General features: G+C 69.2%; 19 protein-coding genes and 1 other RNA gene. 13 read left to right on the top strand and 7 right to left on the bottom strand.

The genetic code is table 11. The annotated features are described in order from the left end of the window. Nucleotides 1–90 precede the first annotated feature (90 nt). The 4 genes from P0R32_RS09620 (at nucleotide 91) to P0R32_RS09605 (ending at nucleotide 2,600) form a co-directional block, all read left to right on the top strand. Nucleotides 91–294 (top strand): HalOD1 output domain-containing protein, encoded by a 204-nt coding sequence (locus tag P0R32_RS09620; protein ID WP_276236737.1) that lies wholly within the window; start codon nucleotides 91–93, stop codon nucleotides 292–294. 25 nt (nucleotides 295–319) lie between these two features. After that, nucleotides 320–472 (top strand): hypothetical protein, encoded by a 153-nt coding sequence (locus tag P0R32_RS09615; protein WP_276236735.1) that lies wholly within the window; start codon nucleotides 320–322, stop codon nucleotides 470–472. A gap of 95 nt (nucleotides 473–567) precedes the next feature. After that, nucleotides 568–1,329 (top strand): PAS domain-containing protein, encoded by a 762-nt coding sequence (locus tag P0R32_RS09610; protein WP_276236734.1) that lies wholly within the window; start codon nucleotides 568–570, stop codon nucleotides 1,327–1,329. A gap of 158 nt (nucleotides 1,330–1,487) precedes the next feature. After that, nucleotides 1,488–2,600 (top strand): pyridoxal-phosphate-dependent aminotransferase family protein, encoded by a 1,113-nt coding sequence (locus P0R32_RS09605; RefSeq protein WP_276236733.1) that lies wholly within the window; start codon nucleotides 1,488–1,490, stop codon nucleotides 2,598–2,600. A gap of 15 nt (nucleotides 2,601–2,615) precedes the next feature. Here P0R32_RS09605 and ppk2 read toward each other — a convergent pair whose 3' ends face one another. Both ppk2 and P0R32_RS09595 read right to left on the bottom strand, forming a co-directional pair. Beyond that, nucleotides 2,616–3,497, bottom strand: coding sequence for a polyphosphate kinase 2 (gene ppk2 / locus P0R32_RS09600; RefSeq protein ID WP_276236732.1), 882 nt, complete (start codon nucleotides 3,495–3,497; stop codon nucleotides 2,616–2,618). A 331-nt stretch (nucleotides 3,498–3,828) separates the two neighbouring features. Then, the gene (locus tag P0R32_RS09595) at nucleotides 3,829–4,302 is read right to left on the bottom strand and encodes a GNAT family N-acetyltransferase (RefSeq protein ID WP_276236731.1); all 474 of its coding nucleotides are present in this window, start codon (nucleotides 4,300–4,302) and stop codon (nucleotides 3,829–3,831) included. A 138-nt stretch (nucleotides 4,303–4,440) separates the two neighbouring features. On the opposite strand from P0R32_RS09595, the gene P0R32_RS09590 reads away from it, so the two are divergent. From P0R32_RS09590 to P0R32_RS09575, 4 genes are all read left to right on the top strand, one after another. Continuing rightward, the gene (locus P0R32_RS09590; protein WP_276236729.1) at nucleotides 4,441–5,766 is read left to right on the top strand and encodes a DUF502 domain-containing protein; all 1,326 of its coding nucleotides are present in this window, start codon (nucleotides 4,441–4,443) and stop codon (nucleotides 5,764–5,766) included. Nucleotides 5,767–5,892: 126 nt separating this feature from the next. Next, entirely contained in the window at nucleotides 5,893–6,273 is a 381-nt protein-coding gene (locus P0R32_RS09585; RefSeq protein WP_276239390.1) for an archease, read from the top strand. A 45-nt stretch (nucleotides 6,274–6,318) separates the two neighbouring features. Beyond that, the gene (locus tag P0R32_RS09580) at nucleotides 6,319–7,461 is read left to right on the top strand and encodes a DoxX family protein (RefSeq protein WP_276236728.1); all 1,143 of its coding nucleotides are present in this window, start codon (nucleotides 6,319–6,321) and stop codon (nucleotides 7,459–7,461) included. Between the two features lie 35 nt (nucleotides 7,462–7,496). After that, nucleotides 7,497–9,014 (top strand): RtcB family protein, encoded by a 1,518-nt coding sequence (locus tag P0R32_RS09575; RefSeq protein ID WP_276236727.1) that lies wholly within the window; start codon nucleotides 7,497–7,499, stop codon nucleotides 9,012–9,014. A 192-nt stretch (nucleotides 9,015–9,206) separates the two neighbouring features. Here the strand turns inward: P0R32_RS09575 and P0R32_RS09570 are convergent, their stop codons facing one another. Continuing rightward, the gene (locus tag P0R32_RS09570) at nucleotides 9,207–9,596 is read right to left on the bottom strand and encodes a DUF7969 family protein (RefSeq protein WP_276236726.1); all 390 of its coding nucleotides are present in this window, start codon (nucleotides 9,594–9,596) and stop codon (nucleotides 9,207–9,209) included. Nucleotides 9,597–9,681: 85 nt separating this feature from the next. Here P0R32_RS09570 and P0R32_RS09565 point away from each other — a divergent pair, with 85 nt between their 5' ends. Both P0R32_RS09565 and P0R32_RS09560 read left to right on the top strand, forming a co-directional pair. Continuing rightward, nucleotides 9,682–10,074, top strand: coding sequence for a nuclear transport factor 2 family protein (locus P0R32_RS09565; RefSeq protein ID WP_276236725.1), 393 nt, complete (start codon nucleotides 9,682–9,684; stop codon nucleotides 10,072–10,074). Beyond that, on the top strand, nucleotides 10,074–10,295 hold the full coding sequence (locus tag P0R32_RS09560; protein WP_276236724.1) for a DUF8527 family protein: 222 nt from the start codon (nucleotides 10,074–10,076) through the stop codon (nucleotides 10,293–10,295). Before P0R32_RS09565 ends, P0R32_RS09560 begins: the two co-directional genes overlap by 1 nt. Nucleotides 10,296–10,320: 25 nt before the next feature. Here P0R32_RS09560 and P0R32_RS09555 read toward each other — a convergent pair whose 3' ends face one another. Next, on the bottom strand, nucleotides 10,321–11,304 hold the full coding sequence (locus P0R32_RS09555; protein ID WP_276236723.1) for a zinc-dependent metalloprotease: 984 nt from the start codon (nucleotides 11,302–11,304) through the stop codon (nucleotides 10,321–10,323). A gap of 127 nt (nucleotides 11,305–11,431) precedes the next feature. On the opposite strand from P0R32_RS09555, the gene P0R32_RS09550 reads away from it, so the two are divergent. Next, nucleotides 11,432–12,826 (top strand): NAD(P)/FAD-dependent oxidoreductase, encoded by a 1,395-nt coding sequence (locus P0R32_RS09550; protein ID WP_276236722.1) that lies wholly within the window; start codon nucleotides 11,432–11,434, stop codon nucleotides 12,824–12,826. Nucleotides 12,827–12,861: 35 nt separating this feature from the next. Here the strand turns inward: P0R32_RS09550 and P0R32_RS09545 are convergent, their stop codons facing one another. From P0R32_RS09545 to P0R32_RS09535, 3 genes are all read right to left on the bottom strand, one after another. After that, nucleotides 12,862–13,134 carry a DUF7111 family protein gene (locus P0R32_RS09545; protein WP_276236721.1) on the bottom strand — a complete coding sequence of 91 codons (273 nt, stop codon included), beginning with the start codon at nucleotides 13,132–13,134 and terminating at the stop codon, nucleotides 12,862–12,864. 94 nt (nucleotides 13,135–13,228) lie between these two features. Further along, an RNA gene (ffs, locus tag P0R32_RS09540) (signal recognition particle sRNA) lies at nucleotides 13,229–13,543 on the bottom strand. Between the two features lie 91 nt (nucleotides 13,544–13,634). Continuing rightward, nucleotides 13,635–14,048, bottom strand: coding sequence for a DUF7548 family protein (locus tag P0R32_RS09535; RefSeq protein WP_276236720.1), 414 nt, complete (start codon nucleotides 14,046–14,048; stop codon nucleotides 13,635–13,637). A gap of 127 nt (nucleotides 14,049–14,175) precedes the next feature. Between P0R32_RS09535 and P0R32_RS09530 the strand changes: the two genes are divergently transcribed. Continuing rightward, nucleotides 14,176–15,333 carry a thiolase domain-containing protein gene (locus P0R32_RS09530; protein WP_276236719.1) on the top strand — a complete coding sequence of 386 codons (1,158 nt, stop codon included), beginning with the start codon at nucleotides 14,176–14,178 and terminating at the stop codon, nucleotides 15,331–15,333. Continuing rightward, on the top strand, nucleotides 15,330–15,722 hold the full coding sequence (locus P0R32_RS09525) for an OB-fold domain-containing protein (protein WP_276236718.1): 393 nt from the start codon (nucleotides 15,330–15,332) through the stop codon (nucleotides 15,720–15,722). The genes P0R32_RS09530 and P0R32_RS09525 overlap by 4 nt, the downstream gene beginning before the upstream one ends. The last annotated feature ends 20 nt before the right edge of the window (nucleotides 15,723–15,742 follow it).

Below are 15,742 nucleotides of genomic sequence, written 5' to 3'. Positions count from 1 at the left end.
CTACCCAGAAGGTCGTCGTTCGCCTTCCGTGGACTGTAGATGAACAAGCACCACCCCCCACGAGGCGCTCAACCGACTTCGTTGCGAATCGTGGAAGCCGTCGCGGACGCGCTTGACAGCGATCCGAGCACGCTGAAGCCCCCGCTGGCGACGGTCGTGGACCCGGATGCACTCGACTCGCTGGCCGACAGCCCCCCCGAGTGCAGCGTCGAGGTGACGTTCACGTACGCGAACTGTCTCATCTCGCTGACCGACGGCACCGTCGAGGTCCAACCGACCGAGGCGGCCGACTGATAATCGACACTTCTCACGACCCACGATGAACACCGACAGCCCCAACCCACCGGCGAAGCGCTACCGAGAGACCTACGAAGAACAGACGGTCGGACGGACGACCATCGCGACCATCGCCGACCCCGACAACGACGACGCGTGGATCCGGTCCACCCTCACGCAGACGGTGATCGCGTGAGGCCGACACCGACCCCCGACCGAGGGAATCCGGTCGGACGGTCCCCCGCGGGGTGGTCGCTCGACCGACCGACGCACGCCAACTCGCGTTGACCGATGCGAGCGGCGTCTCTCCAGTCGGTCGACCAGCCGATCACTGTCGTCTGTGTACACGACGACCCGGCGTACCTCGACGCGCTCGGGACGGCGTTCGACGGCAGTGACGACCTCCGGATGATCCTCGACACCGACCCGGCGACCGCACTCGACCGTCTCGGCGACGCCGCCGCCGTCGTCTGCCCAGTCGACCTGCAGACGACCGCCGAGACGACCGTGTTCGAGGCGGTCCGCCAGCGCGACCCGACCCTGCCGGTGCTGTTCACCGTCTCGCCGGATCTCTCTGAGGTCGATGACGCACTCTTCGACGCCGACGGCACCGAGTTTCACTCGGGCACCGCCGACAGCCCGCAGATCAGACTGTTCGAGCGCCGTCTCCGCGCCCTCGTCGCCCGCGCTCGTCTCGAACGGCGTGTCGGACAGTTCCGCACGGCACTCGACCTGGGTCGAGACCCGACCCTCGTCGTGGACGGCGACGGAACCATCGCGTACGCGAACCAGGCGCTCTCCTCGGCGGTCACGACAGACCGGGCCTCGCTGGTCGGCAGGGAGTGGACCGACATCTTCACGGCCGAGTCCGTCCGGCACCTCCGTGTCGACGCCTTCCCGGTCGCCGAGGACGGGTGGACCTGGACTGGGTGTGCGGTGCTCACGACCGACACGGGCGAAGTGGAGGCACGGACCAGCCTCGTGAGACTCTCCGACCGGAGCGTCGTGTTCGTCGTCCACGGCCTCTCGTCGAGTGAGGAGACGCGCGAGTGAGACTCACTTCGTCGGCCGGTCGCCGTCACAGCCGACAGGTGTGACGCGACTGCCGACCGGTGCGCCGCAACCGTCGGCCACGACGACACCGCTGGGTTGGGCGAATCACAAACCCCATGCCGCGCCGTCCCGGAGTACGGGCCACACAGGTGGGTTTCGTGACTGAGAAACGAGAATACACGGGCGAGTACCCCGACAAGACGCTGTACATCCCAGGGCCGACCGAGGTCCGCGAGGACGTGATCCAGGAGATGGCCCAGCCGATGTTCGGCCACCGGATGGACCGGATGACCGACCTCTACACGACCATCGTCGAGGACACGAAGGAGTTCCTCGGCACCGACCACGAGGTGATGATCCTCACGGCCTCCGGGACGGAGTTCTGGGAGGCGGCGACGCTGAACCTCGTCGACGAGGACATGCTCGTCGCGACGAACGGCAGCTTCAGCGAACGGTTCGCGAACGTCGGCGAGCGCCTCGGCAAGAACGTCGACCGCCTCGAGTACGACTGGGGGAAGGCCGTCAAACCCGAGGACGTGCGCGCGACGCTGGAGGAGAGCGACGCCGACTACGACGTGGTCGGCGTCGCGATGAACGAGTCCTCGACGGGCGTGCGCAATCCGGTCGAGGCTATCGGCGACGTGGTCGCCGAGTACCCGGACACGTACTTCGTCGTCGACGCGGTGTCGTCGCTGGGGGGCGACTACGTCGACATCGACGCCCACGGCATCGACGTCATCTTCAACTCCACCCAGAAGGCGTTCGCCATGCCGCCGGGGCTCGCCGTCTGCGTCGTCAGTCCCGAGGCGTACGAGCGCGAGTTGTCGAAAGACTCGGCCTCGTGGTACGGCGGCTTCCAGCGCGCGCTCGACTATTACGACCGGAAGGGCCAGACCCACTCGACGCCCGCGATTCCGATCATGCTCGCGTACCGCAAGCAGATGAAGTACATGCTGGAGGAGGGCCACGAGGCGCGCTCGGAGCGCCACCGCGAGATGGCCGAGTACACCCGCGAGTGGGCCCGCGAGCACTTCGACGTGTTCCCAGAGGAGGGGTACGAGTCCCAGACCGTCGGCTGCATCGAGAACACGCAGGGCATCGACGTGGCCGGCACCATCGAACAGGTCAGCGAGGAGTACGACATGGTGTTCTCGAACGGCTACGGCTCTCAGCTCGGTGAGGAGACGTTCCGCATCGGCCACATGGGCGAACACGACGTGGAGTCGATCCGGACCCTCACCGACGCCATCGAGGACGTCGCCGGACTGTAAGCGGCCCCGCGATCCTCAGGCGTCCACGTCGGTCGGATTCGACCCGTACACCGCGGGGACCCACCGCTGGCTGTCGATCGGCGGTCGCTCGTAGTCCTCGCCGGACTCCCGCGGCGGCAGTTCCCGCGGCTCGGGCATCGTGTCCTCGTAGTCGATCTGACCGAGCAGGTGGGTGATGCAGTTGAGTCGGGCGTGCTTCTTCACCTCGGCGTCGACGACGTACCACGGCGAGTCGTCGGTGTCGGTGTGCTCGAACATCGCGTCTTTCGCCTTCGAGTAGTCCACCCAGCGGTCCCGCGCTTCGAGGTCCATCGGGCTGAGCTTCCAGCGCCGCTTCGGGTCCTGACTGCGCTTTTGGAAGCGGCGTTCCTGCTCCTCGTCGCTGATCGAGAACCAGTACTTCAGGAGGATGATCCCCGAGCGCTGGAGCATCCGCTCGAACTCGGGGGTCGACCGCAGGAACTCCTCGTACTCCGCGTCGGTACAGAAGCCCATCACGCGCTCGACGGTCGCGCGGTTGTACCAACTCCGGTCGAACAGCACCACCTCGCCCGCCGCCGGGAGGTGTTCGACGTACCGCTGGAAGTACCACTGGCTCTGCTCGCGCTCGGTCGGCGTCCCGAGCGCGACGACCTTCACGACGCGCGAACTGGTGCGGCGCGTGATCCGGTGGATGGTGCCGCCCTTGCCCGCGGCGTCGCGACCGTCGAACAGGATGACGACCCGGAGGCCCTGTTCTCGCACCCACATCTGGAGGCGGACCAACTCCTCTTGGAGGCGCTCGAGCTCTCGTTCGTAGTGCTTCTTCTTGATCGTCCCGTTGGCTTTGTACAGGTCCTCGTCGGGCACCGTCGCGAGCACGGACTCTTCGCTCGGGAGCACCGGGTGGTCACGCATGGCACCGACGGCGAGAGCGGGGTGTGGTCACACAGCACATACTCGATAGAGACTGTTCGGGAGCTTAACACTTCGCGCGGCACGGCTGTGGACGGCGGCGCCGTCGCTGTCGTGGGAGAGTGTCGCCCGGGACACTAACGAGCCGGCGTCATCCCGGGGCTGCGTGCCGCGTCGGCCGGTAAACCCTCGTGCCGGGCGTCCGCGATTGCGGCTCGCGGCGGGCCGTGTGTCGCACGCCCGGGTTCTCCGCACCGTCATCGCACCCTGGCGGGTCTACTGGGGCGGGGACTAGAGGCGTGCAGGTCGACGTAGTCGGCGGGCGTACAAACGCCTACCGGAGGAACTTCGAGAGCCGCTCGCGCAGCGACGAGTCGTCGCCGAGGCGGAGGTAGTACGCGTCGCCACCGTCCTCGTAGTAGTTGTCGATGCGACGGACGACCTCGAAGCCGATGTGCTCGTAGAACGCGAGCGCCGCCTCGTTCGTGGTGCGGGCGTGACACGAAACCGAACGGTTCTCGTCGGCGACCTCCGCGACGAGTCGCTCGCCGTACCCCCGTCCGCGAACGCGCGGCGCGACGGCGAGGAAGAGGATGTAGCCGTCGCGACGGGTGGACGCGAACCCGACGAGTTCGTCGTCCTCGACGAGCAGGTGGCAGTTCGCGCGGCGGTAGGCGTCCATGAAGAAGCCGCGTCGCTGTTTCAGGACACCCTCTCGCTGGCGGATCTCCTCTTTCAGCGCCCAGGCGGCCTCGCCGTGGGTGGCGTCGCCCGGGGGATCCACGCGCTTCTCCACGTTGACGCTCACTACGAGGGTCGATAGTTCTGACTCGCATTTAACTCCACCGTCGCTGGCGACGCCCGCCGAACAGGTGTCACCGACCGCGCCAGTACCATCCGCCGAACGGGCACCACCGTTTTACACGAGTCGCTCGTCTCGGGACTGATGCCTCGCTGGTCGGCCCGCGAGATGGGCGACTCCGTCGTCGGTGCGTTCCGTGCCGCGTTCGTCACCGGCGTCGCCGTCGTGGTGCCGCTGCTCGTCTCGCTCATCGTGCTCGCGGTCGCCGGGAGATACGTCTACCAGTACCTCGATCTGTTCTCGTCGCTCGTGCTGGACGTCGGGCCGGACACGAACTTCGTCGTCGCCACCCCGCTGGGGCCGTGGGTCGTCGGGAAGGAGACGCTCATCGAACTGCTCACGCCGGTCGTGTTGGTGTCCGTCATCGTCGTCATGGGGCTGTTCATCAACACGACCCGCCTCGGCGCCGCCGCCGTCGACTACTTCGACGCCGCGGCCGCACATGTACCGGGTATCGGCTCCGTCTACGAGTCGTTTCGCCAGATGTCGGACGTGATGCTGGAGGAGGACACCCAGAACTTCCGGGAGGTGAAACTAGTCGAGTTCCCCCACGAAGGCGCGTACACCCTCGGCTTCCTCACCACCGAGACGCCGGACCCACTGCGAGCGCCGACCGGCCACGAGCGGATGCTGACGCTGTTCCTCCCGCTGGCACCCAACCCAGTGATGGGCGGGCACCTCGTCCACATGCCGGCCGACCGGGTGATGGACGTGGACATGACCGTCGAAGAGGGCATCCGCGCGGTCGTCACCAGCGGCGTCGCCGTCTCGAGTGGCTCCGGGACGAGTGGCCCCGGCGGCGACGGCCTCTCCGAGGAGCAACTCCGGACGCTCGCCGGGATCGAACACGCCGACCAGCAGTTGAACCCGGACGCGGAGTCGCCGGACGTGCGGCGGACCGACGACGCCGCCGGCGACCGCGACGAGGAGTGGGACCGCCAGGTCGCCCCAGAGCGCTCGGGCACGCCCACGGACATCGCTCGACGGACGCGCGCCCAGCGCGACGACCCCGAGCGCGACGACGACCGCGAGTCGCGGCAACCGTACTCGTTGTACGGCGCCGAAGAAGCGACCACGACGCCCGCGCGCGAGGCCGGTCGGTACGCTGCCGAGACCGAGTCCACCGACGAACGTCCGGCGGAGCAGGCCGACCGCCCGGCCACCGATCGCACCGCTTCGCCGGGGGTGCCGGCGGCCGAAGCCGACCGCGACGTCGCACACCGCGAGCGCGAGGAGACGACGCCGGAGGCCGTCGGGGACCGTCCTGCCGCCGAGCGCGACGGGACCGACCAGCGACCGGAAGCCGTCAGCGACCGCTCCGACATCGAACGACCCGGCGAGCGCGGCGACGCCGGGCGCGGCGGTGACACCCGCGACGCCGACGGGGACCCCGAGCGCGATGACGGCTAACTTAACACCGAGTGAGCCGAACCGGTGCGCGAACACGTGACCGACGAGGACGACGCCAGCGACCAGCCGACCGACGCGACCGAGCGCACCCGCGGGCAGTTCGAACTCCGCGACCACACCGCCGACGTGGCGGTCGCGGCGTCCGCGGAGACGCTCGGCGGCGTGTTCGCGGCGGTCGCCGACGGCCTGACCGCCGCGATGTGCGACGAGGTGCCCGCTACGGGCGAGCGCTTCGCCGTGACCGTCCGCGCCGAGTCGCGGGAGGCGGCGCTGTTCGACTACCTCGACCAGTGCATCTACGAGCGCGACGTGCGCCTCGTCCTCCCGGTCGACCACCGCGCCCGTGTCGAGCGGGTCGACGGCGAGTGGGTCGTCGAGGCGTCGGCCCGCGGCGTCCCGCTGTCGGAGGTGGTCGCACGTGACGTGAAAGCGGTGACCTACTCGGAGATGGAACTGGCCGAGACCGACGACGGCGAGTGGCGCGCGTACGTCGTCTTCGACGTGTAATCGGCGCCACAGGACTTACCCCGCGGCCACGGCTACCGTCGGACGATGAGTCCGCTCAGCCGACCGGTGGGCGCCGTCGCCGGCGTCGTCGCGACAGTGGTCGCGTCGGCCGGCGTCGCCGCCGCTCACGTCGAGTACGTGACCGACGGGAGTGAACGGGGTGACCCGATCGCGTTCCTGACGGCGGTGCTGTCGGAGCCGTCGGTCGTCCTCCCGCTCGCCGTCGGCGGCGTCGTCGTGCTCGCCTTGATGGCGGGGTACCTGCGGGTCCAACCGCTCCGGGCCGACGTGACCGCGATGCGGGCGGCGCTGGCCGACTACACCGACCTCCTCCCGTGGCTCCTCCGGCTTGCGATCGGCCTCCCGATGGTGGGTGCGGGGTTCGCCGGCTACCTGTTCACACCGCTGGTTACCACCGCCGACACCGTCGTTCCGGTCCGGCTGTTCGGCGTCGCCGTCGGATTCGCGCTGCTGTTTGGGCTCGCCACTCGGTTCGTCGCGGCGACCGCGCTGGTGTCGTACCTCGTCCTCCTCCCCTTCCACCCAGCGATGTTCTTCGCGTTCGAGTACAGCGCGGGCCTGCTGGCCATCGTCCTCGTGGGCGGGGGGCGACCGAGCGCCGACCACGTGATCGCGCAGTTGGCGGCGAACGACGACACGGTGTACTCCCGGTTCGACCCGTTCTACCGGCGGATCGCCGTGCCAGTCGGTGCACGGATCGACCCGTACCGGCGGTTCGTCCCGACGGTGATCCGAGTCGGGATGGGCGTCGTCTTCGCCTACCTCGCGTTCGCGGAGAAGCTGCTCGCGCCAGCGCAGGCACTGGCGGTCGTCGAACAGTACGGGCTGTCGACGCTGACGCCGGTTCCGCCGGAGCTGTGGGTGTTGGGCGCCTCCCTCACGGAGCTGTTCTTGGGCGTCTTGCTCGTGATCGGACTGTTCACGCGCGCCTCATCGGCTGCCGCGTTCGTCGTGTTCACGACGACGCTGTTCGGGCTCGCCGACGACCCAGTGTTGGCGCACATCTCGCTGTTCGGCCTTGTCTCGGCGTTGCTCGTCACAGGGGCGGGGCCGCTGTCGATCGACACCGCCGTGTTCCGGACCACCTACGAGTCGGGCGTCCCCGGGACGGGGCACGGCGCCGTCCGCGCCGCTGCGACCGGCGGTGACACCGACGACGACCGGTAGTAACGCTATTCCGTCGCGCTGCGGGACGTACACGTATGAGTGACACGCCCGAGACCCGGGAGTTCGACGGGATCGAACTCCAGAAAGTCCGCGAGTTCGTCTGGGAGGTCCCGCAGACGGGGGAGATGAACGCACCAGCGCGGGTGCTGGCGAGCGACACGCTACTCGACCAGATCGCCGACGACAAGACGATCCAGCAACTGCGCAACTCGACGCACCTCCCCGGCATCACCAAACACGCGATCTGTATGCCCGACGGCCACCAGGGGTACGGGTTCCCCGTCGGCGGCGTCGGGGCGACCGACACGACCGACGGCTGCATCTCTCCCGGCGCGGTGGGGTACGACATCAACTGCGGCGTCCGGATGATCCGGACGAACCTCACCTACGAGGACGTGCAGGGGAAGGAGGAGGAACTCGTCGACAGCCTGTTCGCGAACGTCCCCTCGGGGCTCGGCGGCGGCGGCATCGTCGAGGACGGCGTCGACACTGTCGACGCGGTCTTGGAGCGCGGGATGGAGTGGGCGCTGGATGAGGGGTACGCGACCGAGGACGACCTCGCCCACTGCGAAGACGAGGGGCGACGCCCGGACGCGCGCCCGGAGTTCGTCTCCCAGAAGGCGAAAGACCGCGGCAAGAACCAACTCGGCAGCCTCGGCTCCGGGAACCACTTCCTCGAAGTCCAGCGTGTGACCGACGTGTTCGACGAGGCCGTCGCCGACTCCTTCGGACTCGCGGAAGACCAGATCGTCGTGCTGATCCACTGCGGGTCGCGCGGGCTGGGCCACCAGGTGTGCTCCGACTACCTCCGGAAGATCGAACAGCGCCACGGCGACCTGCTGGAGCAACTCCCCGACAAGGAACTCGCCGCGGCGCCTGCTGGCTCTGAGCTGGCAGAGGAGTACTACGGCGCGATGTGCGCCGCCATCAACTTCGCGTGGGTGAACCGACAGCTCATCACCCACCGAACCCGGCGCGTGTTCGAGCGCGTGTTCCGCATGGACAGCGAGGAACTCGGGATGGAACTGCTGTACGACGTGGCCCACAACATCGCGAAGAAGGAGGTCCACGAGGTCGGCGTCGACGCCGACGGGACGGCGGTTGCCGAGGAAGCCGCCGTCGACCACGAGGAGCGCGAACTGTACGTCCACCGGAAGGGTGCGACGCGGGCGTTCCCCGCCGGGCGCGAGGAGGTGCCGCCCGCCTACCGCGACGTGGGCCAGCCGGTGATCATCCCGGGGAGCATGGGCGCGGGGAGCTACGTGCTCGTCGGCGGCGACGAGTCGCTGGCGCAGACGTTCGGCTCGACGGCCCACGGCGCCGGGCGCGTGATGAGTCGCACCGCCGCGAAACAGGAGTACTGGGGCGAGACCGTCCAGGACGAACTCCGCGACCAGGACCACATCTACGTGAAGGCGCAGTCGGGCGCGACCGTCGCCGAGGAGGCGCCCGGCGTGTACAAAGACGTCGACGAGGTCGTCCGGGTGAGCGACGCGCTCGGCATCGGCGACAAGGTCGCTCGCACGTTCCCCGTCTGCAACATCAAGGGCTGACGGCGGAGGGACGCGAGCCCCGACCGCGGTGGGAGAGGGGGCGAACAGGCGACGCGACGGCTACGCACGGCGTGGTGCGTCGCACACCCGCTGACACGCCGTGGCACGACTCAGCGCACGGCGTCGGTGGTCGCGGTATCACACAAGAACGTTCGGCGGTCGGCGGCGACGCGTCGGCGACGACTGGCCCGGTCAGTAGAACCCGCCGGTCGGTCCGGACGGGCCGTCCGGTCCGTTCGGACCGCTGAGCGAGTTCGGGCCACCGCCCTCTGCCAGTTCGACCGTCTCGCCGTCGGTGTCGGCGTACCGGGGGTCCAGTTCTTCGCCGTTCTCGAACTTGACGAACGAGAGGTAGAACCGCTCGCCGCAGCCCTCGGCGTCCTCGTCGACCGGCGGCGGCGACTCGCCGCAGACGAACGCGACGCCGTCGGCGGCGCCGTCCTCGAACTCCTCGTCGGGGGCGACGTACGTCCACCCCTCGAACGGGTACGGCGTCACCGCCTTGTCCGAGAGATAGCCGTCTCGCTCCACCTCGACGAGCGTGCCGCAGGTGGGGCAGTAGTAGCTGACCGGGTAACCCATGGGTACGGTACGACTGCGGGGCACTTGCGGCTGTCGCCGACGACGGAACGCGGATTTGAAGCCCCCCGAACACGAGGTACGCGCAATGACACCCGAGGAGACGGTCCGGGCGTACTACGACGCCCTCCGTGCGGGCGACCCGCTCGCGCCGTTCTTCGTCGAGTCCCCCCGGACGGTGAAAGTCGGCATCAGCGAGCGACTGGTCGGGTACGCCGAGGTCGCCGCCGGCCTGCGCGAACAGACCCGGACGACAGACGACTGGCGCGTCGAGAGCCACGACCTCACCGTCGTCGAGCGCGACGACTGTGCCGCGGTGAGCGACGAGGTGTCGCTGTCGTGGTACGACGGGGAGGCGTTCGCCGAGCGGTCGTTCGAGACGCGCTGGAGCGGGACGCTCCTGGCGAGCGACGACGACTGGGCGTTCGCGGGACTGCACGTCTCGGCTGCGACCGACCTCGACGCGGGGACGGACCGCTGATGGTCGGGCCGAGCATCAGCAAGGAGCAGCGCGACGCGACGAACCGACGGCTCAAGATCGGGATGGTCGTCCTGATCGGAATCTCCGGTGGGCTGGTGTCGCTCCAAGTCGACCCGACGCCGGCCCAGATCGCGGCGGCGGTGGGGGTGTCGCTCGTCGTCGGGGCCGCGCTCACGTGGTTCGTCGTGCGGACGCTCCGTGAGTTCTCGCCGAAGCGGTGAGGAGAGTCTGAGAGTCGTCGAGCGATCAGGCGACCCGGCGGATCCACGCCGCGGGGTCGTCGAGTTCTGCGTCGGTCGGAAGGTGCTCGGGGCGGTCCCACACGAGCGAGGCGGTTCGCAGGTCCGTCTCGTCGGCGACGGTCGCGAAGAACTCCGCACCGCGCTCGTACTGGCGTCGCTTCATGCCGAACCCGAGCAGTCGCTTCAGCAGGTTCGTGATCGGGTCGCCGCCGCGCCGTCTCGCGTCGAGTTTCGCACGGAGGTCGTCGTACTCGTCGTCGAACGCCCGGTCCATCAGGAGTTCTGCGTACCCCTCGACGGCGGTCATCGCGACGTTGAGTTCGCCCAACGCCTCCCGCGACTGTGCGCCCGCCCCGAACAGGGAGGTCCCCTCGCTCAACGAGGCGATGCCCGTCTCGACGCGCTCCTCGAGGTAGCCCGGGAGCCACGGCGCCGCACCGAACTCGGCGGCGTGGGCGACCTCGTGGAACGCGATCCAGCGGCGAAAGCGCGGGTAGCCCACGCCGAGTTCGACCGCCGCCTGCTGGATGTTCGGGCGGACGAAGTACAGGCCGTGGTCGCCCTCGTCGGCGCCGGCGAGCAACAGCGGGTCGTACTGGCCGAGGACGTTGCGCGCGAGGAACGCCAGCGACACCGCCATCGTGCCGGAGTTGATCGAGCGAGCCACGCCGGGGAACACGCCGCCGGCCTGGTCCTCGAGCGGGGCGAGGACGCGCTGGAAGGTGGCGACGTTGGCGTCGATCCAGTGGTGACGGTGCTGCACCTCGACGCTGTCGGGGAGGTCGAACGCGACGCCGGAGGCGGCGCGGAGGCCGTCCCGAGCGGCGCGTACGTCGTCTGCGAACGCTTCGCGTTCGGCTGGCTCCATCCGGAGGTCGCCCGGCTCACAGCCCCCCTTCGCCGCTTCGGCGACGGCGTCCCAGTCGATGACGCCGTCGGGCGCGTCCGCGGCATCCGCGATCGCACGGATGCTCCGCGTCAGATCCATACCCTCGGTCGGGGACCGGCCGGGATAGGCCTTCCCCCGAGAACGGCGGCGCTGAAGCGGGCTGGGTCACCCACCGCCCGACGACGCTTCGGGCGATTTAAGAGCGAACGGCGGCCCCGATTACGGTATGCAACGAGTCGACGTCGCCATCGTCGGTGGGGGGCCGGCGGGGTCGGCCGCCGCACACGCCGCCGCCTCGCGCGGGGCCGACGCCCTCGTCATGGAGAAGGGTGTCCCCCGCGCCGACCGCGAGCGCCTCGGGCCGGACTCGACGGACGCTGCCGGGATCCTCGACTACTGGGTCGACATCATGGGCATCCACCCCGACGAGTTCCCCGAAGGCGTCGTCCAAGACCACCTCGACCGTGCGGAGTTCATCGGGCCGAACGAGGCCTGCACGCTCCGCTCGACCGGGATCGAGTCCAGTTACGACCGCTTCGGCTACACGATGCACCGCGCCCGCTTCGACGACTTCATGCGCGACCGGGCGGAGGAGGCCGGCGCCGAGTACCGCGTGAAGGCGTCGGTGAAGGACGTGGAGACGGACCTGGCGGCGGGCGTCGGCGGCGACGACCCGCGGCACGTGCTCTCGCTCGGGTCTGGTGACCAGGTCGGTGCGGACTTCCTCGTGCTCGCCGACGGCCCGCAGCGCACCGTCACGAACCGCGTGCTCGACGACCTGCTCCCCGAGGGCGCGAAGGCGTCCGAGCGCCTCGCGTCGACGACGAACAACCACATCGCCTACCAGGAGTACCGGAAGTTCCCGCAGGAGGTGTACGACGAGGTGGACGGCGCCATCAAGTTCTGGTGGGGCGTCATGCCCGGCCACACGGCGTACCCGTGGGTGTTCCCGAACGCCGACAACGTCTGCCGGGTCGGGCTGACGATGCCCATCGGGATGGACCTCGACGACGTCGAGGATCGGGAGAAGTACGCCCTCATCCACGAGGACGACGAGCGCATCCCCTCGGGCAAGGAGTACGTCCGCCGCATCCTCGAACGCGAGTGGGGCGACGAGTACGACATCGAGGAGGACTTCCCGCTCGTGGAGGACGCCGGGAAGACCCGCGGGACGGAGACGTACCCCATCTCGTCGACGAAGCCCATCGAGAGCCCCGTCGACGCCGGCGTCTGCGTGACGGGCGGCGCGATGGGTGCGACCAGCGCCTTCCACGAGGGGGGCGACCACGTGGCGGTGCGCACGGGTGCAATCGCAGGCGAACTCGCCGCCGACGGCGACGTGTCGACGTACAACGACCGCTGGCACGAGGCAATCGGCGACGAGGTGCTGCGCAACGTCGCGATGGCGGAGTTGTGCCGCGGCTACGGCCCCGACGACTGGGACGACGCGTTCCGCATCGGTCGGCGGATGCTCGCCGACGAGAAGGGGTACAAGATGTTCGAGCAGAAGTTCGGCGCCGGGTGGGGCGCGACGAAACTCCTGTTGCGGTACCAGTGGATCAAGTGGCAGCACCGCGACGGGCGGTACGTCCAGTTGACCGAAGACGAGTACGCGTACTGAGTCAACGCGAAGCTCGGACCTTCTTCCTCCTTCCGCTACATCCCCATGTCGGCGGCCTCCTCCGGCACCGGCAGGTCGTGCACGGAGACGGCCAGCAGTTCCGCCACGTGGTCCAGCGCCATGTCGAACCCGTAGTAGCGTTCCAACTCGTCGCCGGCGGGGCCGCCGTCTCGGACCTTCAGCATCGCGTACCCCTCCAGGTTCTGGGCGACGGCGGCGCGGGTGCCGTCGCGCTCGAACGTCAGTTGTCGTTCGGTCTCCGTCTCTTCGTACGTCGCCGTGATGCCGTCGGCCTCGGCGCTGCTCATACGGGTCCATCGGACGGCAGGTACTCGGCGGTTGCGGTCGCGACACGGCGAGGGCGACACGGCGCCGGCGCTGACGGAGTGAAATCGATATGAATGGCGGACGGGCCGGCGTTGCCTGGGAGTTCCACCGTGGGGAATCCCGGTCGCTGACTCCGCCCCGCGACCCGACGAGCGACGGACGTCCGGTGGTGGGCTGCTCGCTTCCGCGCCTGACCCGATGCCACCGACGAACCGTGAGAGCGCACCCCTGCGGGTGCGTCTCGGCGGACCGTCGTCCCCGGCGGACGAGGCTTCTCCGTCAGCTTCCGAGGCCCGCGATGGGCGTCCCGGACGCTTCCGGCGTTCGGTCCCCGCTAAAGACTCTATGGCGGGAGACGAGCAGGGCCTAACTGCCCGACCTAGTCCACCCCATGCTAGTCCGGTGTGACTTATGGGCCTTCCGGTACGGCGCTATCATCGGTGGAAGAAATCGACCGACTGCGTCGTCGTCGTGGCCGCGGTCAGAGCACGGCACGCGCGTACGCGGCGGCGCTGAGCGGCACGACAGCCGAGACGCCGACGACGAGCCAGCGGTGCCAGACGATCCAACTCGCGGAGGCGGGGAACGAGTAGAGGTTCTGCACGTCGACGGCGAGCGCCCACGCGAGCGCCAACGCGAGGAGACCCACGCTCGCGACGAGGGCGACTCCGGCGACGGTGTCGGCGGCGCGACGCTCCTGTTTGGCGGAGAGGAACACGATCACTAGCAGCGCCGCGAGAAAACCCACGCCCGCGACGCCGAGCGCGCCGGAGGCGTAGTAGACGGCGAGGCCGGTTCCGGGGTCGGCGATGAGCACGAACGGTGCAGCCAACACGAGCAACAGCGCCACGCAGGCGAGCACACCCGCAGTCGGCGCGGCGTCGGCGAGGTCCATGGTGTCGGAACGCCGGGCGGCGCGCACTTAACGCCGATCGATCCAGTCCGTCGTCCGGGCGGTCGGTGAGTCTGCCCCGGTGTTGGAAAAGGGGAACGCCGAAGTGGGCCGCCGCGGACGGTCGGGTATGGAAGACGTTGCGATCATCGGCGCGTCCATGACCCAGTTCGGGCAGCGAGACGCGTGGATCAGGGAACTGCTGGCGGAGGCCGGGCAGGCGTGTCTCGACGACGCCGGCGTCGCCGCCGACGCCGTCGACCACCTGTACGTGTCGAACATGGCCAGCGGCGAGTTCGAGGGGCAGACGGGCGTGCCGAACGCGCTCGCACACGACCTCCAGGCGGTGCCGGCGTACACCGCTCGCATCGACCAGACCTCCTCCTCGGGCGGGGCGGGCATCTACGCCGCGTGGCAGTCGGTCGCCTCCGGCGCCTCCGACATGACGCTGCTCGTCGGCGGCGAGAAGATGACCCACAAGACGACCGCCGAGGCGACGGACGTCATCGCGTCCCTGACGCACCCCTGTGAGTACAAACACGGCCTCACGCTCCCCAGTTTCGCGGGGCTGACCGCGCGACTGTACCTCGAGACGTACGACGCACCCCGCGAGAGTCTCGGGAAGGTCGCCGTCAAGAACCACAAGAACGGCGTCGACAACCCCCACGCGCAGTTCCGAAAGGAGGTCGACCTCGACACGGTGCTCGACTCGCCCATCGTCGCCGACCCCCTGCGGCTGTACGACTTCTGCCCGATCACCGACGGCTCGGCGGCGCTCCTGCTGTGTCCCGTCTCGGTCGCCGAGGAGTACACCGACAACTACGTGACCGTCTCGGGCATCGGCGGCGCGACCGACACCCACGTCGTCCACGAGCGCGCCGACCCCACGACGATGCGCGGCGTCGTCGAGTCGAGCGAGCAGGCGTACGAGATGGCCGACCTGTCGCCAGACGACGTCGACGTGGCCGAACTCCACGACATGTTCACGATCCTCGAGTTCCTCCAGTTCGAGGACCTCGGCTTCGCCGAGAAGGGCGAGGGGTGGAAGGCCGTGGAGGAGGGTCGCACCGACCGCGACGGCGACCTCCCGATCAACACCTCCGGCGGCCTGAAGTCGAAGGGGCACCCGCTGGGTGCGTCGGGCGTCGCGCAGGCGTACGAAATCGTTCAGCAACTTCGCGGCGAAGCCGGGAAGCGCCAGGTCGACGCCGACGTGGGCCTCGCGTGCAACGTGGGTGGGTTCGGGAACTGTGTCACCACCGCCATCTTCGAGGGGGTGGACGCGTGAGCGACCAGCGCGAAGGCGGGCCGGCGTTCGAGGCGGCCCGCTACCCCGACGGGTCGATCACCTACCCCGCGCACCCGGTCGGCCCCGACGGCGAGGCACCGGTGGAGACGGTCGACCTCAGCGAGTATACGGCGACGGTAATCACGTGGACGACGTCGACGGCGACGCCACCGGGCGTCCGCGAGCCGAATCACGTCGCCATCGTCGAGTTCGACGTGGACGGCGAGCCGGTCCGTGCGATCGGACAGGCGACGACCGGCGACATCGACATCGGTGACGCGGTCGAACCCGTCTACGCCGAGGAACTGCGCGACCCCGAAGCCGGCATCCGCGAGCCAGCGAGCCAGGAGTGGGACGGCTTCCGCTTCCGGCCGGTCGACGAGTCGTAGTCGCTGACGGCGCTCGGCTG

The organism is Halobaculum marinum (genome assembly GCF_029338555.1).
Lineage (GTDB): Archaea > Halobacteriota > Halobacteria > Halobacteriales > Haloferacaceae > Halobaculum > Halobaculum marinum.
Note: the sequence above shows the minus strand (reverse complement) of the source record. Positions and strands in the feature narration are given on the sequence as shown.

Bases quoted from the DNA above. Each gene is read 5' to 3' on its own strand.
- P0R32_RS09530 (WP_276236719.1), top strand. From the start codon at position 14,176: ATGGAAGACGTTGCGATCATCGGCGCGTCCATGACCCAGTTCGGGCAG.
- P0R32_RS09590 (WP_276236729.1), top strand. From the start codon at position 4,441: ATGCCTCGCTGGTCGGCCCGCGAGATGGGCGACTCCGTCGTCGGTGCG.
- P0R32_RS09580 (WP_276236728.1), top strand. From the start codon at position 6,319: ATGAGTCCGCTCAGCCGACCGGTGGGCGCCGTCGCCGGCGTCGTCGCG.
- P0R32_RS09575 (WP_276236727.1), top strand. From the start codon at position 7,497: ATGAGTGACACGCCCGAGACCCGGGAGTTCGACGGGATCGAACTCCAG.
- P0R32_RS09545 (WP_276236721.1), bottom strand. From the start codon at position 13,134: ATGAGCAGCGCCGAGGCCGACGGCATCACGGCGACGTACGAAGAGACG.
- P0R32_RS09535 (WP_276236720.1), bottom strand. From the start codon at position 14,048: ATGGACCTCGCCGACGCCGCGCCGACTGCGGGTGTGCTCGCCTGCGTG.
- P0R32_RS09555 (WP_276236723.1), bottom strand. From the start codon at position 11,304: ATGGATCTGACGCGGAGCATCCGTGCGATCGCGGATGCCGCGGACGCG.
- P0R32_RS09610 (WP_276236734.1), top strand. From the start codon at position 568: ATGCGAGCGGCGTCTCTCCAGTCGGTCGACCAGCCGATCACTGTCGTC.
- P0R32_RS09570 (WP_276236726.1), bottom strand. From the start codon at position 9,596: ATGGGTTACCCGGTCAGCTACTACTGCCCCACCTGCGGCACGCTCGTC.
- P0R32_RS09560 (WP_276236724.1), top strand. From the start codon at position 10,074: ATGGTCGGGCCGAGCATCAGCAAGGAGCAGCGCGACGCGACGAACCGA.
- ppk2 (WP_276236732.1), bottom strand. From the start codon at position 3,497: ATGCGTGACCACCCGGTGCTCCCGAGCGAAGAGTCCGTGCTCGCGACG.
- P0R32_RS09565 (WP_276236725.1), top strand. From the start codon at position 9,682: ATGACACCCGAGGAGACGGTCCGGGCGTACTACGACGCCCTCCGTGCG.
- P0R32_RS09550 (WP_276236722.1), top strand. From the start codon at position 11,432: ATGCAACGAGTCGACGTCGCCATCGTCGGTGGGGGGCCGGCGGGGTCG.
- P0R32_RS09615 (WP_276236735.1), top strand. From the start codon at position 320: ATGAACACCGACAGCCCCAACCCACCGGCGAAGCGCTACCGAGAGACC.